This is a genomic window from Chryseobacterium vrystaatense (assembly GCF_000737765.1).
Taxonomy (GTDB): domain Bacteria; phylum Bacteroidota; class Bacteroidia; order Flavobacteriales; family Weeksellaceae; genus Chryseobacterium; species Chryseobacterium vrystaatense.
In genome coordinates this window covers 396,612-422,185 of sequence record NZ_JPRI01000004.1, presented here as the reverse complement: position 1 = coordinate 422,185, position 25,574 = coordinate 396,612, and the positions used below count along the sequence as shown (strand labels likewise).

General features: G+C 37.6%; 20 protein-coding genes. 9 read left to right on the top strand and 11 right to left on the bottom strand.

Annotated features, from left to right (window positions below; all coding sequences use genetic code 11):
* Positions 1-147: 147 nt before the first annotated feature.
* Positions 148-2,778, top strand: coding sequence for a cyanophycin synthetase (gene cphA, locus IW16_RS14010; protein ID WP_034745237.1), 2,631 nt, complete (start codon positions 148-150; stop codon positions 2,776-2,778).
* A gap of 76 nt (positions 2,779-2,854) precedes the next feature.
* Here cphA and IW16_RS14005 read toward each other — a convergent pair whose 3' ends face one another.
* The 10 genes from IW16_RS14005 to IW16_RS13960 all read right to left on the bottom strand — a co-directional run bounded on the left by IW16_RS14005 (position 2,855) and on the right by IW16_RS13960 (position 13,380).
* A complete protein-coding gene (locus IW16_RS14005) occupies positions 2,855-3,349 on the bottom strand; it encodes a MepB family protein (RefSeq protein ID WP_034745380.1) in 495 nt (164 codons plus the stop codon).
* 113 nt (positions 3,350-3,462) lie between these two features.
* Positions 3,463-4,182 carry a glutamine amidotransferase-related protein gene (locus IW16_RS14000; RefSeq protein WP_034745235.1) on the bottom strand — a complete coding sequence of 240 codons (720 nt, stop codon included), beginning with the start codon at positions 4,180-4,182 and terminating at the stop codon, positions 3,463-3,465.
* Between the two features lie 31 nt (positions 4,183-4,213).
* Complete coding sequence (locus IW16_RS13995; protein WP_034745233.1) at positions 4,214-5,392, bottom strand: ATP-grasp domain-containing protein; 1,179 nt, start codon at positions 5,390-5,392, stop codon at positions 4,214-4,216.
* A 322-nt stretch (positions 5,393-5,714) separates the two neighbouring features.
* A complete protein-coding gene (locus IW16_RS13990; protein ID WP_034745232.1) occupies positions 5,715-6,548 on the bottom strand; it encodes a type 1 glutamine amidotransferase in 834 nt (277 codons plus the stop codon).
* A gap of 35 nt (positions 6,549-6,583) precedes the next feature.
* The gene (locus tag IW16_RS13985) at positions 6,584-7,702 is read right to left on the bottom strand and encodes a carboxylate-amine ligase (protein WP_034745231.1); all 1,119 of its coding nucleotides are present in this window, start codon (positions 7,700-7,702) and stop codon (positions 6,584-6,586) included.
* Positions 7,703-7,730: 28 nt separating this feature from the next.
* Positions 7,731-8,684 (bottom strand): ATP-grasp domain-containing protein, encoded by a 954-nt coding sequence (locus tag IW16_RS13980; protein ID WP_034745229.1) that lies wholly within the window; start codon positions 8,682-8,684, stop codon positions 7,731-7,733.
* 60 nt (positions 8,685-8,744) lie between these two features.
* Positions 8,745-9,458 carry an alpha/beta hydrolase-fold protein gene (locus tag IW16_RS13975; RefSeq protein WP_034745227.1) on the bottom strand — a complete coding sequence of 238 codons (714 nt, stop codon included), beginning with the start codon at positions 9,456-9,458 and terminating at the stop codon, positions 8,745-8,747.
* A gap of 27 nt (positions 9,459-9,485) precedes the next feature.
* On the bottom strand, positions 9,486-10,697 hold the full coding sequence (locus IW16_RS13970) for an ATP-grasp domain-containing protein (protein WP_034745226.1): 1,212 nt from the start codon (positions 10,695-10,697) through the stop codon (positions 9,486-9,488).
* A 141-nt stretch (positions 10,698-10,838) separates the two neighbouring features.
* Positions 10,839-12,254 carry a leucyl aminopeptidase family protein gene (locus tag IW16_RS13965; protein ID WP_034745224.1) on the bottom strand — a complete coding sequence of 472 codons (1,416 nt, stop codon included), beginning with the start codon at positions 12,252-12,254 and terminating at the stop codon, positions 10,839-10,841.
* 4 nt (positions 12,255-12,258) lie between these two features.
* The gene (locus IW16_RS13960; protein ID WP_034745378.1) at positions 12,259-13,380 is read right to left on the bottom strand and encodes an alpha/beta hydrolase; all 1,122 of its coding nucleotides are present in this window, start codon (positions 13,378-13,380) and stop codon (positions 12,259-12,261) included.
* 205 nt (positions 13,381-13,585) lie between these two features.
* Here IW16_RS13960 and glgB point away from each other — a divergent pair, with 205 nt between their 5' ends.
* The 8 genes from glgB (at position 13,586) to apaG (ending at position 24,855) form a co-directional block, all read left to right on the top strand.
* A complete protein-coding gene (glgB, locus tag IW16_RS13955; protein WP_034745222.1) occupies positions 13,586-15,535 on the top strand; it encodes a 1,4-alpha-glucan branching protein GlgB in 1,950 nt (649 codons plus the stop codon).
* A 112-nt stretch (positions 15,536-15,647) separates the two neighbouring features.
* The gene (locus IW16_RS13950; RefSeq protein ID WP_034745220.1) at positions 15,648-17,072 is read left to right on the top strand and encodes a glycogen synthase; all 1,425 of its coding nucleotides are present in this window, start codon (positions 15,648-15,650) and stop codon (positions 17,070-17,072) included.
* A 1-nt stretch (position 17,073) separates the two neighbouring features.
* Positions 17,074-17,634: a hypothetical protein gene (locus IW16_RS13945; protein WP_034745218.1), complete on the top strand. Its 561-nt coding sequence runs from the start codon at positions 17,074-17,076 to the stop codon at positions 17,632-17,634.
* A gap of 16 nt (positions 17,635-17,650) precedes the next feature.
* The gene (locus IW16_RS13940) at positions 17,651-18,919 is read left to right on the top strand and encodes a glucose-1-phosphate adenylyltransferase (RefSeq protein WP_034745216.1); all 1,269 of its coding nucleotides are present in this window, start codon (positions 17,651-17,653) and stop codon (positions 18,917-18,919) included.
* A gap of 216 nt (positions 18,920-19,135) precedes the next feature.
* Complete coding sequence (locus tag IW16_RS13935; protein WP_223878177.1) at positions 19,136-20,152, top strand: SRPBCC domain-containing protein; 1,017 nt, start codon at positions 19,136-19,138, stop codon at positions 20,150-20,152.
* Between the two features lie 124 nt (positions 20,153-20,276).
* On the top strand, positions 20,277-23,093 hold the full coding sequence (locus IW16_RS13930; RefSeq protein WP_034745212.1) for a 2-oxoglutarate dehydrogenase E1 component: 2,817 nt from the start codon (positions 20,277-20,279) through the stop codon (positions 23,091-23,093).
* Positions 23,094-23,133: 40 nt separating this feature from the next.
* The gene (odhB, locus tag IW16_RS13925; RefSeq protein WP_034745210.1) at positions 23,134-24,387 is read left to right on the top strand and encodes a 2-oxoglutarate dehydrogenase complex dihydrolipoyllysine-residue succinyltransferase; all 1,254 of its coding nucleotides are present in this window, start codon (positions 23,134-23,136) and stop codon (positions 24,385-24,387) included.
* Between the two features lie 66 nt (positions 24,388-24,453).
* A complete protein-coding gene (apaG, locus tag IW16_RS13920; protein ID WP_228376942.1) occupies positions 24,454-24,855 on the top strand; it encodes a Co2+/Mg2+ efflux protein ApaG in 402 nt (133 codons plus the stop codon).
* Positions 24,856-24,857: 2 nt separating this feature from the next.
* On the opposite strand, the gene IW16_RS25720 is transcribed toward apaG, so the two are convergent.
* Complete coding sequence (locus IW16_RS25720; RefSeq protein WP_051890222.1) at positions 24,858-25,574, bottom strand: T9SS type A sorting domain-containing protein; 717 nt, start codon at positions 25,572-25,574, stop codon at positions 24,858-24,860.

Here is a 25,574-nt window from a genome sequence, read left to right as displayed (position 1 = left end):
TAAATGGTTTTTAATGTTTTAGGATTGTTAATTTTTTTTAATTCTTTTTTGAGAAATGTTTAAACGTGGTATAGTTTCGTTTAGGGTTTTACATTATCTTTGATTTTTGAAGGAGTTATTGTTAACTGATAAAAATGCAAATAGATTATGAAAATTGAGAAGATACAGGCATTACGCGGCCCAAATATCTGGAGTATCAGAAGAAAGAAGCTGATACAGATGAGATTGGACCTGGAGGAAATGGAAAATTATCCTACGAATAAGATCGATGGTTTCAGAGAAAGGATCCAAAAACTACTCCCATCCCTGATGAGCCACAGATGCTCAGAAGGAGTAGAAGGGGGATTTTTTCATAGGATAGAAACAGGAACCTGGATGGGACATGTTATTGAACATATTGCCTTAGAAATACAGACCCTGGCTGGTATGGATGTGGGGTTCGGAAGAACACGTGAAACCAAATCACCTGGAATATACAATGTCGTCTTTAATTATATTGAAGAAAATGCAGGAATCTATGCTGCGGAAGAAGCCGTAAAAATAGCGCAGGCTTTGATTGAAGATCAAGAATATGATATCCATGCCTGTATCCATACGCTTAAAGAAATAAGAGAACGTGTACGTCTTGGACCTTCTACGGGAAGTATTGTGGAAGAAGCTGTTTCCAGAAGAATTCCTTGGATCAGATTAGGAACAAACTCTTTAGTACAGTTAGGTTACGGTGTCAATCAACAGCGGTTTCAGGCTACTATTACCGGAAAAACAAGTTCAATTGCAGTGGATATTGCTTGCAATAAAGAACTGACAAAAAAAATGCTGCATGATGCGGCTATTCCGGTTCCCATTGGAGACCTGATCGTTGATGAAGAAGGATTAACGGAGGTTATCAAAAGAATAGGGTATCCCATTGTTCTGAAACCACTGGATGGAAATCATGGAAAAGGTTCCTCCATTAATGTAAATGATTGGGAAGCTGCAAAAATAGGACTTGAACATGCTCAGAAGTATTCCAGAAAAGTAATTATAGAAAAATACATTACAGGATACGATTTCAGAGTTTTGGTTATTAATAATAAAATGGTTGCGGCAGCAAGGAGAGTTCCTGCCCATGTAGTAGGTGACGGAGAACTCAATCTTCAGCAGCTGATAGATAAAGAAAACAGTGATCCGAGAAGAGGATACGGACATGAAAATGTTCTTACAGAAATCGCGGTTGATAAAGATACTTTAGAGCTTCTTGAAAAGCTTCATTATACCCTTGAAACAATTCCTCAAAAAGGAGAAATAGTTTTCTTAAAATCCACGGCTAATCTTTCTACCGGAGGAACATCCATTGATGTTACAGATATGGTACATCCGGAAAATATCACGATGGCTGAAAGAGTTTCCAAAATTATTGGCTTGGATGTATGCGGTATTGATATCATGGCAGAAAATTTAACACAGCCATTGAAAGAAAGCGGGGCTGCCATCATCGAGGTAAATGCTGCGCCAGGATTCAGAATGCACCTGGCTCCAAGCGAAGGTCTTCCAAGAAATGTAGCTGCTCCTGTTGTAGACATGCTGTATCCGCAAGGGAAACCTTATACCATTCCAATTATTGCGGTAACAGGTACGAATGGGAAAACAACAACAACGAGACTGATCTCACATATTGTAAAAAGTAACGGGTATAGAGTAGGTTTCACCACTTCTGACGGTATTTATATTCAAAATACAATGCTTTCAAAAGGAGATACTACTGGACCGCTTTCTGCTGAATTTGTTTTAAAAGATCCTACCGTAGAATTTGCAGTTCTGGAAACTGCCAGAGGGGGGATTCTTCGTTCCGGTTTAGGATTTTCACAATGTGATATTGGGGTTTTAACCAATATTGAGGAAGATCATTTAGGAATGAATGACATCCACAACCTGAAAGATCTTACCAAAGTAAAAAGAGTCGTTCTGGATAGTGTGAAGAAAAACGGTTGGAGCGTTTTGAACGCAGACAATGAGTATTCCATGAAAATCATCAATGACCTCGACAGTAATATCGCGATATTCAGTATGGATGAAAACAATCCCCATATTGTAAAATTTGCGAAAGAAGGGAAGATTACCTGCATCTACGAAGAAGGTTTTGTAACCATCAAAAAAGGCGACTGGAAAATAAGAATCGGAAAGGCCAAAGATTTTCCGATTACAATGGAAGGAAAGGCCAGATTTATGATCGAAAATGTATTGGCAGCGAGTTTGGCAAGTTATTTACACGGTTTTGGAATCGAAGATATTTCTAATTCTTTAAGAACTTTTATTCCGAGTGCTCAGCTTACACCTGGAAGACTAAATATTTTTAAATTTAAAAGCTTTAAAGTATTGATTGACTTTGCGCACAATCCTTCAGGTTACGAGGCGATCGAAGATTATCTTAAAAATGTAGAATCTACAAAGAAGATCGGTATCATTTCGGGAGTAGGTGACAGGCGTGACAGTGATATCAGGGAGTGTGGGAAAATCGCAGGAAGGATGTTTGATTATATCATAATCAGAAACGAAAAGCACCTGAGAGGAAGAACAGAAGAAGAGATCAATGGTCTGATTATCGACGGTATTAATGAAGCAGGAAGAGATGTGAGCTATGAGATTATACCAAAAGAAATTGAAGCTTTGAAACATGCAATGGGTATGGCTGAAGATGGAACGTTTATTACTGCTTTAAGTGATGTTATTTCCAATGCGATTGATCTGGTACAGGAGTATCAGGCCCGTGAGCTTCTTGAAGACGATAAAAATTCATGAACATAAATTATCTGTAATCATAAAAACGGCTGAATTTTCAGCCGTTTTTTATTTTGGAAAAAGCAAATCAGTGGCTCTATTTCAAATCCAATAATGCTTTAGCCTTTTGAAGATATGACTCCTTATTCTGTGAAAGATCAATAAAATATTCTGTCTGCCATTTTTGAGTAGCTTTAGCCTGTTTACTTTCTGTAAGATCCCAACCAGGGTAAACTCTTATGCCTCTTTTACCGGTCTTTTTTTCATGAGAGACAATTCCTTTTTCTATCAGTATATCTTTCGGAAAAATAAAAATGCCTTTGTCATTGTCTTTGGAAGCTGAAATCAGATAGAAATCAAACGGATCACGGGAATCAAACGGAGCTGTTTCTCCTTTTGCGTCCCTTTTCCAGATGGTTACAAACTGCCCTGTTTTGGTAGGGGTTATTTTAGAGGTGCGGAATTTTATTTTAAGATGGTTTAATGTAAAATTAAACCCCGAATACTCTCCACATTCATCCTCTTCTTCAACATTGGAATATTTTAGGCCAAGCGGTTGGTAAATTAATTCATCAACATTTTTAGGATCCATTAATTTGACTTTAATTTTTTCTGAATACAAGAATATTATCATTATCTGATATTTCCAGTATTTTTTGCGTTATAAAATTTGATCTTTTGAAGATTCTTGCAATTGGTTTATAATTATTTTATGAGTCTATTTACATTTTCTAACGACTTCTTTATAAACTCAATAATCAATGGATTGGGTTCTTCCAAAGTTGAAGTTAAAGCGGGTTGAAAAAGTGTTCCTACAAAGAAAGGATGGTCTTTGATTTCAAAAGATCTGTAATTATTATCCTCAGAAATCGAGGTGAATATCATACCGTGAGCTTTTAAATTGTCTGTATATATTTCATTGATGCCATAACTACAATAATATTTCCCCAAAATTGTATCCTGTTTTAAAGTTTGATAAAGGAAGCTGCTTTTTTCAATTAAATTAAGGGTTTCTTCTTCACCTTTTAACGAACATGATAGTTTTTTAATTAATAGATAAGGATTAGAAGGGGTTATTTCTTCATGACCAGCATTTTGTATATCACAGACATTTTGGGCAAATTCTATAATCATGTGTTGGAAACCTCCACAATTTCCAAAGGTAGGAATGTTATTTTCTCTGGTATACCTGATTGCATTAATTACGCCGTCCATATCTTTATAGGGGCTCCCCGGAGCTATCCATAATCCTTTGTAATTTTGCTTTTCAAATACAGTTTTAGAGTCAAAAATATCAGTAGAAATCCAGTCAAACTGAATTTCTCTTTTTAATACTTTTTGTACATCTCTTGCTGTGTTATTTAATTGATGTAAAGTGTAGTGTATGGGATTAAAATCTCCCAGAATAGCTATTTTTTCGATCATTTATTTGTTTTTATTTAAAATTTGTTTTTTTTTATTTAAAAAAGGCATTGGAGCTTCCAATCCATATCGCGTCTTTCTTATTGAAATCCACATTCACCATAGCTGCTTTTGTCATTCTCCCCAGGTTTTCCAAAAGGATAGGGCGTTCATCATCTTCATGCCAGATATAAAGAAGTCGGATTTCTGCTTTTGAAAACTCTCCGTTTATATCTTCAAAGATGGGTTCATAGGTTACTTTTCGCTGCAATATATAATTTTCTTTATCTTCAATTGCTTCTGTGATTTCTTTTGTCGGATTTAAATTTACACCGCTTCCCGCAAAAGAAAATAGAGGTTTCAATACAAAATCGTCAAGACTTTCATTTTTTGGAAATTCATGCAGAAAATAACTTTTAGGAACAAATTCATGCTTCAGCATAGGAAGAAGGAATTTAGACACCTTAAAGAACCAGTTTGGATGTGTGACCCACTTTACATCGATATCTTCACGGAAATCGAACCCGGCTTTCAAATCTGGAATTCTGTCCAGTTCATCAAAAATAACACGGTTGTAAATTCTTTTGATCTCCACCAAATTTCCTTCGCTTTCATAAAATAATTTTCGACCTTCTTTTTTTACTTTTGTCAGACAAACTGTTTTTATCCCTAATAACTTTTCTGTTAATGCAAAGTCTATTGCTGTTTTCTGTTTCTCCGGGAAAATCTCAAGGAGAATAACATTTTCAGGATTGTCATCTCCTACGATCAGTTTTTTTAAATGATTTTTAAAATCATCAGCAGGCATTTTATTTTTGATCTCTGACAGGAAAGGGTATATCTCACAAAAGGTCTCTTCAAAAGTTTTTTGAAAAACATATAAGGAAGGAAAAGCCTGAAGCTCTATCAATTGCGGTTCGATCTCTCCGTTTTCACTTCGGCAGATTCCAAAGTCTATCGTAAAAAAATGAGGTTGTAGTGTATCATTGGGAACTCTGCAGTTATCAGGAACAGCTTTTAATAAAATTTCGCCGGGAATTTCTTTGATTTGGTCAATAATACTGTTACTGGCATCCAGAAGTTTATTTTTAAATTCTTCAGTAAGAAAGAGTGGGCTTTCTGATATTCGGAATGCCGGTGCAATACCTCCTTTTTGGGTAAGACTTTCTTTAAGCTGGTCGTATTTTTCCTGTGAAAATTCCTGGTTGAACTGTTTTCTATATTTAGGGATCATATTTTTTCTTTGTGATTTGATTTTAAAAAATCGAGCATTTCTGCTCGATTTCAATACTTTTTAATTTTTTAATGCGACTCCAATAAAGCTTTGATACATTTATTTTAACGACAAAAGGTCTTTTCAAAAGTTTTAAATACTTAAGATTACTTCAGACAGTTTAAGTATGATATGTAAAATTCAACAGAAGATGAAAATCAAATATTATCAGAGAAAACTTAAGTGTTCTTCTCAACAGCTGGAATACTTACTTTTACTTAAGGGTCTAAAACTTTTGTAGTTGTATATTAAATCAATGGCTTTTGAATCTGCATTTTTCCTTTTAAGCTAAAGCTTTACTTTCCTTCAAAATGTTTTTTTTTGCAGACTGGAGGAATCTTGGCAGGATTTGTCCTCTGGTCAGAATGATCTTGTCTTCATCATCAATTCTGTCTACTGTTTCAAGATATTTCTCCATTCCGAAGTTTTCAATCATTGCCGTTTTGTTTTTTTCGTCTTTCAGATTTTCGATCATGCCTTTAGGATCAGCTTCCGGATGGAACTGTGTCCCGAAGATCTCATCTGAGAAACGTACAGCCATCACGGCCCTTTCCAGATGAATATGCGGTCTTGATTTCTCTATAGCCACAATCTTCATACCCAATTCATTTAAACGGTCCATATCGGGTTCAATAAACTGATAAGCTCTTGAATCTACGGCATAAAAAGGATCCTGAAGATTTTTGAATAAAAACTCCTGATCACCTTCCTCTGTTTTATGAACCGGCATTACCCCAAAAGAATACGATCTTCTTTTGCAGATGTTGCCCAGTTTCCAGTGAATACTTGCCAATTGGAATGAATGGCAGATCAGGAACAGGTACTTTTTATCTTCATTGTATTTATTATGCTCTAAAACAGTATCCAGAAAACCTGCATATCTGTCTTCCCATTCAAGACCTTCCCGGTGTGGATCTCCAGGTCCGCCTGAAGAAATGAAAATGTCAAAATCTTCAATCTTTGGCATTTCATTCCTGAATCTTAGATCAAATGTTTCGATGATCACATTTTCTTCAGAGCTCTCTTGGAATGCTTCCGAAATTTCTTTAATATTTCTAAAGCCTTGATTAACATGGTTGTTGTTCATGTCGATCAGTGCAATTCTAATATCTTTCATACTACTTCATATTTTTTGTAAAGTTACCAAAAATATTATGAAGCCGTTTCGCCATGCGTTATACCATACTCTGTTTCAGAGATCATATAATCAACTACTTTGGTGAGATCACCGGTCTCTTTGTAGATCTGAAGCTGTCTGTCTGCACCGGTTCCGTTTTCTAGAATGGTCCATGCGTATTCTACCTCCTTTCTGCAATCCAGCTCATCGACAACATCGTCAATAAATTCCAGAAGTTCCTTCAGAAGATGCGGATAAGGTACAGATTCTTCTTTCCCAAAATCAATCAGATGTGCTTCTATACCACTTTTAGAGGCCCGCCATTTATTTTCATTCAGTAAGAGTCTTCTGTAGCTTCTGAAGCTTAAATTCTGCTGATGAAGTTTATAGATTTTTGCGACAAGACACTGCATAATTGCGGCCAGGCATACGGTTTCATCAATACGTAAAGGCATGTCGCAAATCCTGAACTCAATGGTAGGGTAGAAAGGGTGGACCCTGAGATCCCACCAAATCTTTTTAGCATTGTCAATAGTTCCTGTTTTCACCAAAAGATCTACATAGCTGTCAAATTCACCAAGCGAATTAAAGTAGCTTGGAATACCTGTTCTTGGAAATTTAACGAAAATTTCCTGTCTGTAAGATTTGAAGCCTGTATACCTTCCAATCCAGAAAGGGGAGTTGGTAGAAAGTGCATATACATGCGGCAGAAAATAACGCATTACATTCTGTATCCTTACACCTTCTTCTCTGTTTGGAATTCCGATATGTACATGAAGTCCGAAAATAAGGTTTTCGCGGGCAACATCGCCCATATCGTCAACGATTTTAATATATCTCTCGCCCTGGGTGATATTATTATCAGACCAGTGAGAGAAAGGATGTGTTCCACCGCCTGAAACCCGGAGTCCCTGTTCATGGGCCGTATTGATTAAATGCCTTCTCAGGTTGGTAAGCTCGGCTCTGGCTTCCTTGATATTTTGGCAGATACCGGTTTCCATTTCTATCATGGATTCATGCATCTCGTGCTTTAAATTTTCACTTAAAACAGCTTTTCCGCCTTCAATAATTTTCGAAACATGAGATATTAAGTCTCTGCTCTCAACATCAATGATCTGATATTCTTCCTCGATTCCTATGGTAAATTGATGCATTTTTTTTCGTGTTTTTTTATTTTTACTCTTATTTTACTGAATCTTTTACAAAAGTGCCCCAAGAGATATTAGGTTTTCCCGGAACATATTCTTTAGCTTTTTCAATGGCTAGTTTAGCGGCATGTTCTACGATCCATGCAAAATTTTCTTCGCCTACCGAATTTTTATCTGCATCAGGAGCAGGATTACAGAAGTCAATAGCATATGGAATGCCGTCTCTGATAGCAAATTCTACCGTATTGAAATCATATCCTAAAGCCTCATTCATTGTGATTGTATAATCATGAATAGTCTTTAATAGTTTTTCCAGTTCTTCCCCTTGGGTCTGATGTGTTGTCGCGTATCTCAGATGATGCGGGTTACGCGGTTCGTAAGGCATAATATGGACATATTTTTTGCCCAGACAGTATACCCTGTAATAATCATCAAAAACAATTTCCTCCTGTACCATCATGACAAGCTGTTCTGTTTCACTTAATTTATTCCAGAGATCATCCGGGTTTTCCACTCTGTAAACACTTTTCCATCCGCCGCCATCATGAGGTTTCATATAAGCAGGAAAGCCTACATAATCGAAAATATATTCCCAGTCGTGTGGAAACTTCAGGTTTCTGAACGATGTTTCCGAAGTATCAGAAGGTCTTTCATGTGAAGGGAGCAGTACCGTCTTAGGAAGCGGAATTCCCAGTTTAATCATCAGCGCATTATTGAAGAATTTTTCATCTGCACTCCACCAGAAAGGATTATTGATTACATAAGTTCCATTAAGTGCAGCATTTTTCAAATAAGCTCTGTAAAAAGGAACATCCTGCGAAATTCTGTCGATAATTACTGCATAGCCGTAATCAGCACCCTGTTCTAGTTTGTCGATATTTACCGGTTCAGCGATGATTTCACCGCCTCCCAGTTCATTTACCCTGTCGATAAACGCCCAAGGAAATGTATCTTCCATACCGAATAGAATTCCCACTTTTTTTGTCATAATTTTTGTTTTTAAATTGGTGTATATATTACTTTTTTATCTTCTTAAATGTACAGTTTTTCAGGAGAAAAAGGTGCCAATAAATGTTGGGAAAACCATTCTCCATAGTGTCCAGTCGTGGTTAATCCATTTTCTCTCGTCGTACCAGAAATCTATCCCTTTCGAGCTTAAGATCTCCGCCATTTCAATATTCTTATCTCTGCAGATATCCTGATCCGAAGTACTTAGGACAATGTGCATGTGTTTGTATTTCCAGGCTTCATCGTTCTTTACAAATTCCCTTGGACAGTTAAAATAAACCAGCTCATCAGAATATCCATCCATGAAATTTCTGATGCTGAACGCTCCTGAAAGACAGAACAGATGAGAAACCACGTCCGGAAACCTAAAGGAAAAATTGGCCGCATGATATCCCCCGAAGCTTGCCCCGGCTACCGCTACACGATGTGTTTTGTGGATCTTCTGGATATAGGGTATGAATTCCTGAATCAGGAACTGTACGTAAAGTTCATAATTTTTGATCCTTTTCTGAGGCGGTATTTTTTCATCATAAAAACTCCATGCATCAATGGTTTGGATATTATAAAGCTTTACTTTTCCCTGCTCTATAAACCAGTTGATACTTCCGTTGAGATGGAAATCATGATTTTGGGTATACTGTCCCTGTGAAGTCGGAAACATGATGATCGGATGTCCGTAATGTCCGGTTACTTCTATTTTAAGGTTTGTTCCTAATATATTTGAATAATAATCTGTATGTTCTATATGCGGCATTGATAAATTTCTTTGATTATACGGTGTCTAGCTTGTCAATTTACTTTTTGGCGGAAGAATATTCAGCATTTCTGCCTGTATCTTTTCGGCAGCACTGTCTAATCTTTCCTGTATAATTTCCGGATCACTGGATTTATAAACAATTCCCACATGATGGTCTATTGGAAGGAACTTTACGGCTTCTTCATTTTCAAAAGCACTGTAATCAGGATGTTTATCTTTGATGAGGGCAACAATAAGCCCTGAAAAATAACCGGTAGGTTTTGAAGCCTGATAAGTCTTTCCGCGCAGCAGAGCATCTTCAATTTTTGCCCATTCACGCCATATGTTGATATTGCTTGAAGCCTCTACAAGATCTGGAATGTGTGCGCCTCCTACTCTTGAGGACGTTTCAAGAAAATACCATTTTCCATCTGCTTTCCCACGGATAAATTCAGTGTGTGTCGCTCCGTTGAGCAGGCCAAAGCTGGAAAGAACTTTTGCATTCACCTCATCGAGGGCTTTGAATTCCTCAGAATACCTTCCCAATGTTTTGGTCCTGAATACACCGCCTTCATGAGAGACCTGCATAGGAGGAGCCAGATACTTTGAAGCTGATGTGAATACAATTTCCTTATTAAAGGTCAGGCTGTCCACATGAAAAACATCACCGGGTTTAAAGCTTTCCAGTAAAAACAGGTGGCGTTCTTCTCCAAGTGCGTCCAGTTCTGCCCAGAGCTCATCTTTGGAAGACAGTTTCTTAATGCCTGATGCAGATGCTTCAGAACGTGGTTTTAATACCCATGGGGCGGGAACTTTATCTGTAAATTGGTCAACCTGGTCATTGTTGAAGACTGCGGTAAATTCCGGGACATTGATTCCTGAATCTTTCGCTTTCTGGCGCATGGCCAGCTTATCTCTGAAATAACGGTGCGTGGTTTGTCCCATGCCGGGAATACGAAATGTTTCCCTGATCAGCGCTGCTTTTTCTACATCATAATCATCAAGTGCCACTACAGCATCTACCTTTCTGGTTTTCATCAGATGTGAAAACCCCTGAACCAGATGCTCCAGATTCCAGACAGAAGGTTTTAGCTCAGACATATAAAAGACTTCTTCTATGGCATGCCAGGGCCAGTTTTTTTCTTTAAGACTCTCCGATGTTACTAAGATGATTTTATTACCGAGCTTCTTCATTTCATCCATGAAGTCATAGCCCTTGTAATAGCATGAAATACATACTATGATTTTTTCCTCCATATAATGTTTTTTTAATATTAGTGAATTATCAAAAATAAAAGCAAATTTCTGTTAATTAATTAATGTTAAAAAACCGAAATCATCTATGTTTTTGGAAATCCATACTCAAGTATACAGAGAAATTTTGTAAAAAACTAATTTTTAGTGATAATTTTCGATTAAATCGGCCAGCAACTGCACTCCAAAGCCGGTTGCAGCTTTTTCTTTGGCATATCCGGTACTTCCGAATGCAACTCCTGCAATATCCAAATGCGCCCAGTTAGGATGCCCTTCGATAAACTGTTCCAGAAATTTTGCCGCCACAATACAGTCGCCGATGGGTTTCATTGAAATATTTTTGAGATCGGCAACATCAGATTGGATATCATCCTTCCAGATGTCCCACAAAGGAAGATTCCAAACCCTTTGATTGGTAGTGTCGCCTGTTTTTATCAGAAGGTTTTTTAGTTCTTCATTATTCGAAAACATCGCTCCACAGGTATCCCCAAACATTCTTACAGAACTTCCCGTTAAGGTAGCGAGATCTATAAGGAAATCGGTCTTGTAGTTTTTAGCAAGGTAAGAAAGTCCATCTGCGAGAATCATTCGGCCCTCAGCATCGGTATTAAGAACTTCGATCGTTTTTCCATTATAAGCGGTGATCACATCGCTTGGAAGGAAAGCTTTCTCAGAGATAGCATTGTCTGTGATTGGAAGTACAGCAACGATATTCACCGGAAGTTTCATTTCTGCAGCATAAATAAGGGTTCCAATAACCGCTGTAGCGCCGCCCATATCGGATTTCATATAGTGCATGTTATCTGGATTTTTCAGTGAAACACCACCGGTGTCAAACAAAACACATTTTCCTACCAAACCGAAGGTTTTAGCATTTTTAACCGTGGTCTTGTATTCTATGATCGTAAAAGCAGCATCATAAGCACTTCCCTGATTGACGGACAGATAAGCGCCAAGACCTAATTCCTCACATTTTTTTCTGTTAAAAGCTGTATATTTTAATTCATACTTCTTTGCCAGGTTTTTAAGATACAGGCTTAAAATATCAGGCTTTTTAAGATTGGCAGGTTTGTTCAGCCATTCCTGACAGGCAGTCTGTCCGTTAGCGACAGCCTCAGCTTTTGAACCGATACCATCCAGTTTTTCCTGGCTTATATTTTCGAAATGAATCTCAAATTTGGAATTCCAAAATGCATGTTTTTTATCAAAAGGATAGTGGTAAGTTCCTAAAAGTAATCCCTTAACAAATTCTTCAAACTGTTTTTCATTCAGAAAGTCTGCTACAACCAGAGTTGGGGAAGGCTGTAGTTTTTCTTTTTGTGTTTGAGAGAATTTTACCGCAACCTGCTGCATTTCAAAATTCTGTAAGATTGATTTTCCTAAACCGATCAGGTAAGTAACACTTTCTGTGTCGGTATGGATGAAGACTTCATATTTCTTTCCAGAGAAAAAAGAATCGATGTTTTTGTTGTAGTTTTTGCTGGATTTGGTCCATTCTTCTTCTGTGAAAAGTTGGAAGATCTGCGTGTAGCTTTTATTTTTTTTATTAATTAATTTCATAAACTTAATTTTTAATGCTTTGTTGTTGTGGTGTTACTTCTACAGGGTTCTCTGTATTGTCATAGAAAAGCCATTCAATCGCTCTTGGAAACTCCTGAGACCAGTAAAATTCACTGTGGGTTCCCTCCGGATTAATGCTGGTCCTGAATTCAAAATCAAAAAGATTTTTCTTCTCCCATCGTTTTAAATATTCTTCGAAAACATGAATTCTTTTCACCATTTTAGAACCTTCCTGACCGCCTCCGTACAGATAAATTTTTGTTTTAAAGGGTACTCTGAAATTCATCATGGGGAAATTATTGTTGGGCTCCACCCACAGGGAGGGAGAGAAGATTAGCAGTTTAGAATAGACCTCTGGATAGAGGAATCCACTGTAAATACTAATCAAAGCACCTAAGGAACTTCCTCCGATTCCTGTATTGTCACGGTCTTTTTTGGTGCGGTAATGTTCATCCACAAAAGGCTTTAAAGTATCTGTGATGAAACGGATGTATTTTTTGCCTTCTGAGCCGTTGGCAACATTGTCATTATCAAAGATGTATTCCTTGATGCGGTCTTCACTTCCATGTTCGATGGCTATGATAATGACATCACCCCGACCATATTCTGCGAGTATAGAAAGTTTTTTGTCGATTTCCCAGTTTCCATAACCGCTTCCTTCGTTAAACAGATTTTGAGCGTCCTGTAAATAAAGAACAGGGTAGCTTTTTTCAGAAACATAATAGTCATAGGGCAGGGCTGCCCATATTTTACGGTAACGGTCAAGCTGCGGGATATAGAATTCATCCGAAATAACTTCAGCGATCGGAAAAAATTCTTTTTTGAAAGGGCCCCAGTTGAGTCTCCACTTTTCTACAATATCAGATGCTTTTCCGTTCGTTTTTACTGCTTTACGGTTGGGTGTAATACTTCCGTACTTATCAAGTTCTACATTTTCCCAGCCTCCCTTTGTGAATTTATATTCTACAATATCGGGTAAGATTTCGCTGTCGATCTCTACGAAATAATTGTTCTGATCCCTCTGTTTAAGCTGATAATTAGAGTCTCTGGGGTTCCAGTTATTGAAATTTCCGGTGATGTATACTGTTCTGTCGTCGCTTTCCTCAGTATAAAGTTCAAACCTCATCATGTGTGTTTAATATAAAATTAGGCAGCTAAATTTATAAAAAAGATTGTTTTAAAATCATAAAAAAATAAACGTAAAAAATAATATATTTGGTCAATGTGCCGAAAAGGAAGTAATTAACATAATAATTATTTGACTAATTATTAACCGTTATTGCAGGGAATTTTCGTAGTTTCAAAGAATAATAAAGTACAACGATATCTTGATGAATTCTGTTAAAACCTATACACTGTTCACTGACCATGATGTCTACCTTTTCAAAGAAGGCAGGCATTATAAACTGTATGGGAAATTTGGTGCACATTCTGTTGAAAAAGACGGTGTAAAAGGCGTCTATTTTTCAGTCTGGGCTCCCAATGCTAAAAAGGTTTCCGTGATAGGAAATTTCAACAACTGGAATCATAAAGATCATATCCTGTTCCCCCGGTGGGACGGGTCAGGTATCTGGGAAGGCTTTATTGCAGGGCTTACCTGGGGGACTTTATACAAATACGCTGTAGAAACGGCAAGAGGAGAAATTTTAGAGAAAAGCGATCCCTACTCATTAAGCTGGGAGCAGAATCTGCAGGCAGCATCACTCGTTTCCACGACCTGGTATGAATGGAGTGATAAAGAATGGATGGAAAAGCGCTGGAAAAATAACAGTCTGAACGCGCCGATATCTGTTTATGAACTTCATTTGGGTTCATGGGTAAGACAAGGCGATGACCCGGAAAAGTATTTGAATTATCGTGATATTGCCGCGAAACTGGTTCCTTATGTCAGGGAAATGGGATTTACCCATGTTGAATTCATGCCTGTTATGGAGTATCCGTATGATCCGAGCTGGGGGTATCAGATTACCGGATTTTATGCGGCTACCTCGCGCTTTGGTTCACCACAGGATCTGATGTTTCTGATCGATGAACTTCATAAAAATGATATTGGAGTTATTCTGGACTGGGTACCTTCCCATTTTCCGGGAGACGCCAATGGAATTCACTGTTTTGACGGATCTTATCTTTATGAGCATGAAGATCCCAGAAAAGGATTTCATCCGGACTGGAAATCTTATATCTTTAATTACGGACGGAATGAAGTTAAATCTTTTCTGATCTCCAACGCGATGTTCTGGCTGGAACGTTATCACGCAGACGGTCTTCGTGTAGATGCAGTAACCTCGATGCTTCATCTGGACTATTCCAGAAATGAAGGGGAATGGGAGCCTAATATAGAAGGTGGAAACGTAAATCTAGAGGCTAAAGCCTTCCTGCAGGAATTCAATACAGCGGTTTATAAAGAGTTTGGAGACAGCATTATTACTATTGCTGAAGAAAGTTCAGATTTTCCACTGCTTACAAAGCCTGTCCATGACGGTGGAGTGGGATTTGGAATGAAATGGATGATGGGATGGATGCATGATACACTGGATTATTTTAAAGAAGCTCCTGAAAACAGAAAATACCATCACCATAAAATCACCTTTGCGTCCGTTTATATGTATAATGAAAATTATATGATGCCGCTTTCACATGACGAAGTGGTACACGGAAAAGCAAGCCTGATTTACAAAATGCCGGGTGACGAATGGCAAAAATTTGCTAATCTCAGGGCTCTTTATGTTTATATGTATACCCATCCAGGAGCTAAGCTTCTCTTTATGGGCGACGAATTTGCACAAACAGGTGAATGGAATTTTACAAGAAGCCTCGATTGGCATTTACTCGAGTACCCTGTTCATAAGGGAATGCAAAACTTGGTAAAAGATTTGAATCATCTCTATCGGGAGGAACACGCTCTTTACGAAAATCAGTTTCATAAAAACGGGTTTGAATGGGTAGAGGCAGATGATCTTGAGAACTCTGTGTATGTATATCTTAGAAAAGGAAAAAAAAGAGATGATGTTTTGATGGTCATTTTAAATCTGACCCCAAATGTCTTGGATTATAAGGTCGGAGTGAATGCCGGAACACACTGGGAAGTGATTCTCAACTCTGATGATGATAGGTATAGCGGAAGTGCTGTAGGTGCAGATATTTTGAACGAAAAAAATGAGGAATGGATGAGACATGCAAAATCTGTTACGATACAACTTCCACCATTGGCGGGAATTATTTTAAAACAGAAGAAAGATAAAAAGTATAAACTTCACAGAATAAAACAGCATAAGAAATAATTCATATTTTAGATGTTTTAGAAAAAAGACTGTGATGAAATAGAAATTGATGTGATCAATCTGAATTTTGATAGAAGAACAGTCAGAATAAAAAAACAAATGATATTTAGAAATGAGTAAGGAAAATACGATGGTAATATATCACTTAAGTACAGAATGTTATCCGGTGGCTAAAGTAGGTGGTTTAGCGGACGTTGTAGGAGCGTTGCCGAAATATCAGAATAAAATGAAAGGCATTGATGCTAAGGTGGTCATGCCATGGTACAACAAAAAATTTGTTCACGATCATGAATTTGACATAGTTTTTGATGGCTTTATTCATCAGGGACCGGATATGCTGCAGGTTCAGGTGATGAAAGAAAAGACGGATGTTTTTGGATTTGAATTGTATATGGTTAAAATTCCAGGGCTTTTAGACAGAGAAAATCCATACGGTTACCAGGATGAAAGTTTCCAGTTTCTGGCTTTTCAAAATGGTGTGCTTCATTGGCTGACTGCCATGAAAATTCGTCCGGATGTACTTCATTGTCACGACTATCACACGGGATTGGTGCCTTTTATGACACAGCATTGCCCTGAATTTGATTTTTTAAAAGGGGTAAAAACAATAGGAACGATCCATAATGGAGAGTATCAGGGAATGATGAGCTGGAATATGGCGAATTATATGCCTTCTTTTGATTCCTATAAATGGGGACTCATGGACTGGAACGGGTATATAAATCCTCTGGCAAGTATGATCAAATGTTCCCATGCTTTTACAACTGTTTCTGAAGGTTATCTTGAAGAACTGTTTGTCAGCTTCCGCGGACTGGAAAGTCTGGTACGTGAGGAATTTGGGAAAGCCTATGGAATTATCAACGGAATAGATACCGAAGTATGGGACCCTGAAACGGACCCGATGCTGGATTTCAATTTTAATATTAAAAATGCCGTTGCACAAAAGAAGAAAAATAAAGAAAAGCTTTGCAAAGAATATGGTTTGAAACCTGAACTGCCTTTATTTGCTTTTATAGGTAGGTTTGCTGCAGAAAAAGGAGCAGATTTCCTGCCTGATGTTGTATGGAAGAGCATTAAGCAAAGTTATGGTTCATTAAATATTATGATCCTAGGTTCCGGAAACAGTTATATTGAAAATAAACTTAAAGAATACCAGCATACATATACCAATTTTGCATTGGATCTGGGCTATAAAGAGCATCTTTCCCATAAGATTTATGCCTCTGCAGATTTTCTGCTGATGCCTTCCAGGGTAGAGCCTTGCGGGCTTAATCAGATGTATTCGATGAGATATGGTACGGTTCCTGTGGTAAGATATACCGGAGGGTTGAGAGATACGGTAGAAGATATTTCAACAGGAGGAGCGGGACTTAATTTTACGTATCCGGGAGTTGATGATATCGTTCATGCAATGAACAGAGCAATGGGAATTTATAATCAGAAAGGTGTTATGAAGGATCTTATCCATGCCAACATGAATTTTGATTTTGCTTGGGAGAAGTCTGCGGAAAAATATATAGCTTTATACAATAGCTGATATGACAAGATATTTTCTTTTTGGAATGATAGCTCTGGCATTGATTTGCTGTAAGGGAAAAGACGGTAGTTCTTCCGAAAAAGAAAATACTATACCTGATCATCTTTATGATAAGATTTTGACGTATGGACTTCCCAACACCGAAAGACAGATATTGTCAGATGGTATTTCCGAAAAATGGAAAATTTTGCAAGTTGATGTTGCCGGCTGCGAAGTCACGCAGAAACTGATGGATAGTGTTGCCGCTGAAAATAACAGAACGTATGCAAATTTAGAAAGCAAATATGGCAGGGACTGGAAAGAAAGATATGAAAGAGATCTTCAGGATTTTGCGATGAAGAGAGTAGATGTGATGGATGTTTTGATTACAAACAAAATATTTAGAGATAAACTTAAACAGTGCAATATAGAAATCGACGGAGTGGATAAAGACATTATACAGTCAAAAACTCCCGGAATATATGAAGCAGCTGTTTACAGTTTTGATGAAGACTTTAACAGGAAAAACTGTTGTAAAGTGAGAGTGGATATTAATAAACGAACAGTAACTTTAATTCAATAAAAAACGCAATATATTTATGAAACGAAATGTAATCTCCATTGTGTTGGGAGGCGGCAGAGGGACAAGATTATTCCCGTTAACGTATTCGAGGTCAAAACCGGCAGTTCCTATTGCGGGAAAATACAGGCTGGTAGATATTCCTATTTCTAACTGTCTGAACTCGGGACTCAATAAAATTCTTGTTTTAACGCAGTTTAACTCGGCTTCGTTAAATTCACATATCAAGAATTCTTATCACTTTGATATCTTCAGCAAAGGTTTTGTAGATATTCTTGCGGCAGAGCAGAATGTGGAAAATGAAAGCTGGTATCAGGGAACAGCAGATGCGGTTCGTCAATCGATGAAGCACCTGGAAAAATATGATTATGATTATATTCTAATTCTTTCCGGTGATCAGCTCTATCAGATGGATTTCAAGGAAATGCTGGATTTTCATATTGAAAATGGAGGCGACGTGACGATTGCTACCATTCCTGTAGTGGCAAAAGATGCGACAGGATTTGGGATCTTAAAGTCTGATGATGACGGAAATATCACATCTTTTTATGAAAAACCTGATTATGATATTCTTGAGAGCCTGAAATCCGAAGTTTCAGAAGAAAACAAGCATAAGGGGAAAGAATATCTGGCTTCTATGGGAATTTATATTTTCACAAGAACGATTCTTAAAAAAATGTTTGAAGACGGAGCGGGTGATGACTTCGGAAAAGATATTATTCCCAATTCGATAGGGAAGTATAAAACATTGAGTTATCAGTACGAGGGATACTGGACAGATATCGGAACGATAGAGTCGTTTTATGAAGCGAATCTGGATCTCTGCCAGGATCTTCCGCAGTTTAATCTGTTTTCTTCTTCGCCGATCTACACAAGAGCGAGAATGCTTCCTCCTTCAAAAATCAACGGTTCTTATGTAAGTAAAGCTGTTTTTGGAGACGGATGCATTATCATGGCAGATAAGATCGAAAATTCAGTGATCGGAAACAGAACAAGAATAGATAAAGGAAGTACCATTGTCAACTCTTATGTAATGGGTGCTGATTTCTACCAGAATACGACTGAAATTGTCATTAACGACAGAAGTGGACGCCCAAACATGGGAATCGGAAAATACTGCTATATAGAAAAAGCTATCCTTGACAAAAACTGCTATATTGGTGATAATGTGAAGATCATCGGTGGAAAACATCTTCCGGATGGCGATTATGGAACCCATTCCGTTCAGGATGGAATTGTGGTAGTGAAGAAAGGAGCCATTCTTCCTTCAGGAACGCATATCGGCTGAAAGAAAGGCAGAAGATGAAACATATTTTTGAAACTTTTAGAATAAATCAGATAGAGAATTATTACAAATTAAATGATCAAATGGTAGCTTCAATCTTCCGCCTCTAACTTTAATTATGTCTATTAATGTTAAACATAAAACAAGAGTGATCAATATATTGGTCACTTTTTTTATTTGTATTACTTTTGTGCGATGCGTTTTTTTAAAATAACAGCCGTGATTCTTGTTTTAATGGTGGGAGCTTATGCTGCTTCCATGTATTATTTTGTAGATGAAAACAAGGACTTTAAGATAGAGAAAGAGATTGATTATCCCATTGATAAAGTCTTTTCCCAGTTTAATAATCTACAGCATTTTACGCGCTGGAACAACTTTTTTACGAGTTCACAGTCTATCGATATTGATTATTATACCCCTTATGAAGGGCAGGGAAGTGCAATCAGTTATGTAGATCCTAAAAATGATACAGACGGGGAAATGTTCATCCGTTATGAGAACCCTGAAAAGAGCTTACGGTATCAGCTTTTTGAGGACAGAAATGAAAATCCTACAGTCGTTGATGTTCAGTTCAAAGTCCTTTCTGCTGAAAAAACAAAAATCACCTGGTATGTACATACTCCCAAGCTCTCCGTACTGAGAAGAGTGGAAAACTTCTGGACAGAAGACCGATTTGCTGAAAATATCACCAAAAGCATGGTCAATCTGAAAAATGTTCTGGGTAATAAAGTTGAAAAAGATAACCAGATGGCTTCCATTAAATATGACAGTCTGATGGTAGAAAATGAAGAAGATAAACTGCTTCTGGGAATCAACGTAAGTACATCAAACAAGAAAGAAACGCTCTATAAAAATATCGTTATGAATTACAGTAAAATTTATAACTATACCACGATGGATCTTGGCAAAAAAGACGATGAATTCGGCTTTCCCATACTGATCACTGATGCCGATAACTATAAAGACAAAGAGGTTTCTTACTTTCTCGGAATTCCGCTTTCCAAAAAGATAGGAGTTACGGATAATAATTTCAATTTCCGCACAATAAATCCTTCTCAAAATTATGTGATGTACTACAAAGGAAACTATGAGGGAAGAATAAAGGCAGTTCAGCAACTGATTCAGAAGGCGAAAAAAGATGAAATGCGCTTCGGTGATATCCGTATTACCTTTATTGAACGTCCGATTGAAGGACAGGACGTAAACATGAAGCTCTCATTATCAGTGTTTAAGTGATTTTTTTTTCTTAATTTTTTTCTTAATTTTTTTTAACGGTCTCAGGCTGTCTTAACTCGGTTTTTTTTATTAAATTTGAGGATTAATTCTACAAATAAATTTTAATAATAGATAAACTGTAATAATGGACAGATTTTCATTCCTAAACGCAGCTCATTCTCAGTTAATTGAGGATTTATACCAACAATACTTAAAATTCCCGGATTCTTTGGAGCCATCATGGAAAGCCTTTTTTCAAGGTTTCGATTTTGCTTTGGAGAACTATGGAGATGACGATAACATCCAATACATCCAGGCACCAGCCAGCACTGCTCCGGCAGTACAGCAGATTTCTCAGGCAGTAACAAGCGGAGAGGTTCCTGAGCACATCAAAAAAGAATTCAAGGTAGTAAACCTTATTGAGGCTTACAGAACGAGAGGGCACTTGTTCACAAAGACAAACCCAGTTAGAGAAAGAAGACATTACACCCCTACTTTAGACATCGAAAACTTCGGGCTTAGCAAGGAGGACTTAAATACAAAATTCAACTGTGCTGTTGAAACAGGTATGAAAGAACCTGCAACATTACAGGATCTTATCAAGCACCTGGATAGCATCTACTGTGATTCTATCGGTGTTGAATACACGTACATCAACAATGTTGAAGAAAAAGATTTCATTAAAAAATGGCTTCAGGTGAATGAAAATCACCCAAGTCTTTCTGCTAATGAAAAAACTGAGATTTTATTAAAATTAAATCAGGCAGTAGCTTTTGAAAACTATCTTCATACCAAATTTGTAGGGCAGAAAAGATTCTCCCTTGAAGGAGGTGAAACGTTGATTCCTGCACTGGACCAGTTGATTTCAAGATCTTCTCAATTGGGAGTGGATGAAGTTGTTTTGGGAATGGCTCACAGAGGAAGACTAAACGTATTGTCAAATATTTTTGGAAAGTCTTACAAGCAAATCTTCTCAGAATTTGAAGGAAAAGAATTTGAAGAGGATGTATTCTCAGGTGACGTTAAATATCACTTAGGATCATCTAAAAAAGTGAAAACTGCTTCTGGAGAAGAAGTAGCGATCAACCTTACTCCGAATCCATCTCACCTTGAAACTGTAGCAGCTCTTGTAGAAGGGATTTGCCGTGCAAAGATAGATGACAAATACAAAGGAGACGGTTCTAAGATACTTCCTATTGTAATCCATGGTGACGGTGCTATTGCCGGTCAGGGTATTGCTTATGAAGTTGCTCAGATGATGACTCTGGAAGGATATAAAACAGGAGGAACTGTTCATATCGTTGTTAACAATCAGGTTTCATTTACAACAAACTATGCAGATGCAAGATCATCTACATACTGTACAGATATTGCAAAAGTAACGGAATCTCCTGTAATGCACGTCAATGCTGATGATGCTGAGGCGGTAGTACATGCCATGCATTTTGCAGCAGATTTCAGAGCTAAGTTTGGTAAGGACGTTTATATCGATTTATTAGGATACAGAAAATATGGGCACAACGAAGGTGATGAGCCTAGATTCACACAGCCTAATTTGTATAAATTAATTTCAAAACATCCAAATCCGAGAGAAATTTATAAAGATAAATTACTTAAGGACAGCATTACTTCTAATGACGTGATCGCAAAAATGGAATCAGATTTCAAAGTACTTTTAGATAAAGACTTTGATGCTTCCAAAGAGATCGAGAAGAATGTAATGGATCTTTTCATGGCAGATGACTGGGTTAATTATCCTATCGGAAAGAGAGGGGCGGTTCAGATTCCTGTAGATACAAAATATGACTTGGAAAAGCTTAAAGAACTGGCTATTAAAATGTCGTCTCTTCCAGCTGATAAAAAGTTTATCAATAAAATTACAAGACTGTTTGATAACCGTGTTAAGGCTATCGAAGGAAATTCATTAGACTGGGCTCTTGGAGAATGGTTGGCATATGCTACACTTCTTGTGGAAGGGCACAACGTAAGAATATCCGGAGAAGATGTGGAAAGAGGAACATTCTCTCACAGACATGCGGTAGTAAAAACTGAAGATACAGAAGAAGAGTATATCCCTTTAAGACACGTATCAGAAAGTAGATTTGATGTATTCAACTCTCACCTTTCAGAATACGGAGTTTTAGGTTTCGATTACGGATATGCAATGGTATCACCAAATACACTGACGATCTGGGAAGCTCAGTTCGGAGACTTTGTCAATGGTGCTCAGATTATTGTTGATCAGTATCTGGCTGCAGCAGAAGAGAAGTGGAAAATTCAGGACGGATTGGTGATGTTATTACCTCATGGTTCAGAAGGTCAGGGTGCGGAACACTCTTCAGCAAGATTAGAAAGATTCTTAACGCTTTGTGCGAATGAAAATATGGTGGTAGCGAATGTAACTTCACCAGCAAACTATTTCCACTTGTTAAGAAGACAGCTTAAATGGACATTCAGAAAGCCGTTGATCGTAATGAGTCCTAAATCTCTGTTGAGACATCCAAAAGTGGTTTCTCCATTGGAAGATTTTGCTAATGGTTCATTCCAGCCAATATTGGACGATCCTACAGCAGATCCTAAAAAAGTAGAAAAATTAGTATTGTGTTCAGGTAAATTATACTTTGAATTATTAGCTAAGAAAGAAGAACTTAACTGTGAAAATATTGCATTGGTAAGATTGGAGCAGCTATATCCGCTTCAGACAGAAACATTAGATGCGATCTTCAGCAAATATGAGAACAGGACACAGTTGATCTGGGCTCAGGAAGAACCTGAAAACATGGGTGCATGGTCTTATATCCTGAGAAACTTCAGAGATACAGGAATCCAGGTTGTAGCTCCGGTACCAAGTGGTGCTCCTGCTCCTGGAAGCCACAAAATGTTTGAGAAAAGTCAAAATGCAGTGATCAACAGAGTTTTCGACAGAGATGATGCTCCTGTAAAAAGACCCGTTACCGTATAATTAAGAAGAATACCCAATTAAAAAATAAAAAATACTCAATATGTCAGTTTTAGAAATGAAAGTTCCTTCACCGGGAGAATCCATTACAGAAGTTGAAATTGCAACTTGGCTTGTGAAAGATGGTGATTACGTAGAAAAAGATCAGCCCATCGCAGAAGTAGACTCAGATAAAGCAACTCTTGAATTGCCTGCAGAACAAAGCGGTGTAATCACGTTAAAAGCTGAAGAGGGTGATGTTGTACAGGTTGGCCAGGTAGTTTGTTTAATTGATGTGGATGCTCCTAGACCTGCAGGCGGAAGCGCACCTGCTGCTGAAGCTCCAAAACAGGAAGAAGCTCCGAAAGCTGCTGAACCAGCTAAACAGGAAGCTCCGAAACCAGCTCCTACACCGGCTCCGCAGACTTATGCAACAGGAGCACCATCTCCTGCAGCTAAGAAGATCCTTGATGAGAAAGGTATTCAGACAGGACAGGTTTCCGGAAGCGGAAGAGATGGAAGAATCACTAAAACAGACGCAGAATTGGCTGCTGTACCTGCTTTGGGTGGAACTCCTTCTACTGCAACAGGTGCAAGAACTACTACAACAACTAAACTTTCAGTTCTTAGAAGAAAAATTGCTTCAAGATTAGTATCTGTAAAGAACGAAACAGCAATGTTGACGACTTTCAACGAAGTTGATATGTCTGAAATCTTCAGATTAAGAAAATTATATAAAGAAGAATTTGCTCAGAAGCATGGCGTAGGATTAGGCTTTATGTCTTTCTTTACAAAAGCAGTAACAAGAGCATTACAAATGTATCCTGATGTAAATGCATCTATCGACGGAGATTTCAAAATCAACTATGATTTCTGCGATATTTCTATTGCAGTATCTGGTCCTAAAGGATTGATGGTTCCGGTATTGAGAAATGCTGAAAACATGTCTTTCAGTGGAGTTGAAGCCAATATTAAAGATCTTGCTACCAAAGTAAGAGACGGTAAAATTACTGTTGATGAAATGACTGGTGGTACGTTCACTATTACAAACGGTGGTACTTTTGGATCTATGTTGTCTACACCAATTATCAACCCTCCACAGTCTGCAATCTTAGGAATGCACAATATCATCCAGAGACCGGTAGCGGTTGACGGGCAGGTCGTAATCAGACCAATGATGTATGTGGCGATGTCTTATGACCACAGAATTATCGATGGAAAAGAATCTGTAGGATTCCTTGTAGCGGTAAAAGAAGGTATCGACAACCCTGTTGAAATATTAATGGGTGGTGACGAAAGAAAAGGTCTTGGATTATAAATTTTAATAAAATTTTAAGATAACTTACAGTCTCGCCTTGAAAAAGGCGAGATTTTTGTATAAGTTATGAAAACTAAGGTGATGTTCTCAAAAATGACTTCCAATATCAAAGTTTCAGTAATACCTGAATATGATAGTAAAAACAGTTATCCATCCGAAAACCGTTACGTTTTTAAGTACAATATTACAATAGAAAATGACGGAAGCTTTCCTATTAAAGTACTCAAAAGAAAATGGCTCATCTTTGATGTCGGGTTTGGATATACAGAGATTATTGGAGATGGTGTGATCGGTTTGACACCGGAAATCCCGGAAGGCGAAAATTTCGCTTATTTTTCAAATGTTATGCTTAGGTCCGGCGTAGGAAATATGAGCGGGAAATACCTTGTTAAAAACATGGAGACACAGGAAACCTTTGAGATTGAAATCCCAAAGTTTAACCTGTTGTCTGAAGTGTTGAGCAACTAGTATTATTCTTTAATGAATTTATGTCTGCTGATTCCCTGTTGAGATTTGATTTCTAAGAAATATCCTCCTTTTGAAAGGCTGGAAACGTTTATTTTGGAATCATTGGAATTCTCAAAAACGAGTCTCCCTTCAGCGTTATAAATCTTTGTTGATTCAATACGCTCGATGCCTTGAATTTCGAGGAAACCGTCTTTTACAGGGTTCGGATAAATCTTTACTGAGGGTTTACCGGATGATATTGTTTCTCTGGCAGCCAGAAAAGAACTTTCATAAAAGGCCTGATCTCCAAGATTATTGGTAATAACTAAATTTCTTGTATTTCCGGAATTGGTAATTTGATAATTATGCTGCTCTGAATTGAATGCAAAATAATTGGCATACTGAGTAAAAAAAGTAGTATTCTCCGGTGTTGTACATGTTTGATTTGTACCGACACCATAAGTCCAGAAAACAAAATGTGCAGGAGTGATATCAGATTCATGGATGTTACCCCACATGCTTGTCCCACAAATAGGACTACTCATATTAGTGTAACCTGACATACCTGATGGAGTAAAAGCCATTGTAGGTGTTCCTATTTCGCTATTTTGAGGAAGCATATAGGTTGTGCTGTTCTTAACAACTTTCTTTAAATACCATGTCGTATTTACAAGTTCAGTACTCTGTGCCTGAAATAAAGTGCTGATGATAAAAGCAGCAGGAAGTAAAAGTTTTTTCAT

Bases quoted from the DNA above. Each gene is read 5' to 3' on its own strand.
- IW16_RS13985 (WP_034745231.1), bottom strand. From the start codon at position 7,702: ATGCATCAATTTACCATAGGAATCGAGGAAGAATATCAGATCATTGAT.
- IW16_RS14000 (WP_034745235.1), bottom strand. From the start codon at position 4,182: ATGATCGAAAAAATAGCTATTCTGGGAGATTTTAATCCCATACACTAC.
- IW16_RS14005 (WP_034745380.1), bottom strand. From the start codon at position 3,349: ATGGATCCTAAAAATGTTGATGAATTAATTTACCAACCGCTTGGCCTA.
- cphA (WP_034745237.1), top strand. From the start codon at position 148: ATGAAAATTGAGAAGATACAGGCATTACGCGGCCCAAATATCTGGAGT.
- IW16_RS13960 (WP_034745378.1), bottom strand. From the start codon at position 13,380: ATGAGGTTTGAACTTTATACTGAGGAAAGCGACGACAGAACAGTATAC.
- IW16_RS13940 (WP_034745216.1), top strand. From the start codon at position 17,651: ATGAAACGAAATGTAATCTCCATTGTGTTGGGAGGCGGCAGAGGGACA.
- IW16_RS13990 (WP_034745232.1), bottom strand. From the start codon at position 6,548: ATGAAAGATATTAGAATTGCACTGATCGACATGAACAACAACCATGTT.
- IW16_RS13975 (WP_034745227.1), bottom strand. From the start codon at position 9,458: ATGCCGCATATAGAACATACAGATTATTATTCAAATATATTAGGAACA.
- glgB (WP_034745222.1), top strand. From the start codon at position 13,586: ATGAATTCTGTTAAAACCTATACACTGTTCACTGACCATGATGTCTAC.
- IW16_RS25720 (WP_051890222.1), bottom strand. From the start codon at position 25,574: ATGAAAAAACTTTTACTTCCTGCTGCTTTTATCATCAGCACTTTATTT.
- IW16_RS13970 (WP_034745226.1), bottom strand. From the start codon at position 10,697: ATGGAGGAAAAAATCATAGTATGTATTTCATGCTATTACAAGGGCTAT.
- apaG (WP_228376942.1), top strand. From the start codon at position 24,454: ATGAAAACTAAGGTGATGTTCTCAAAAATGACTTCCAATATCAAAGTT.
- IW16_RS13995 (WP_034745233.1), bottom strand. From the start codon at position 5,392: ATGATCCCTAAATATAGAAAACAGTTCAACCAGGAATTTTCACAGGAA.
- IW16_RS13945 (WP_034745218.1), top strand. From the start codon at position 17,074: ATGACAAGATATTTTCTTTTTGGAATGATAGCTCTGGCATTGATTTGC.
- IW16_RS13930 (WP_034745212.1), top strand. From the start codon at position 20,277: ATGGACAGATTTTCATTCCTAAACGCAGCTCATTCTCAGTTAATTGAG.
- IW16_RS13980 (WP_034745229.1), bottom strand. From the start codon at position 8,684: ATGACAAAAAAAGTGGGAATTCTATTCGGTATGGAAGATACATTTCCT.
- IW16_RS13965 (WP_034745224.1), bottom strand. From the start codon at position 12,254: ATGAAATTAATTAATAAAAAAAATAAAAGCTACACGCAGATCTTCCAA.
- odhB (WP_034745210.1), top strand. From the start codon at position 23,134: ATGTCAGTTTTAGAAATGAAAGTTCCTTCACCGGGAGAATCCATTACA.
- IW16_RS13950 (WP_034745220.1), top strand. From the start codon at position 15,648: ATGAGTAAGGAAAATACGATGGTAATATATCACTTAAGTACAGAATGT.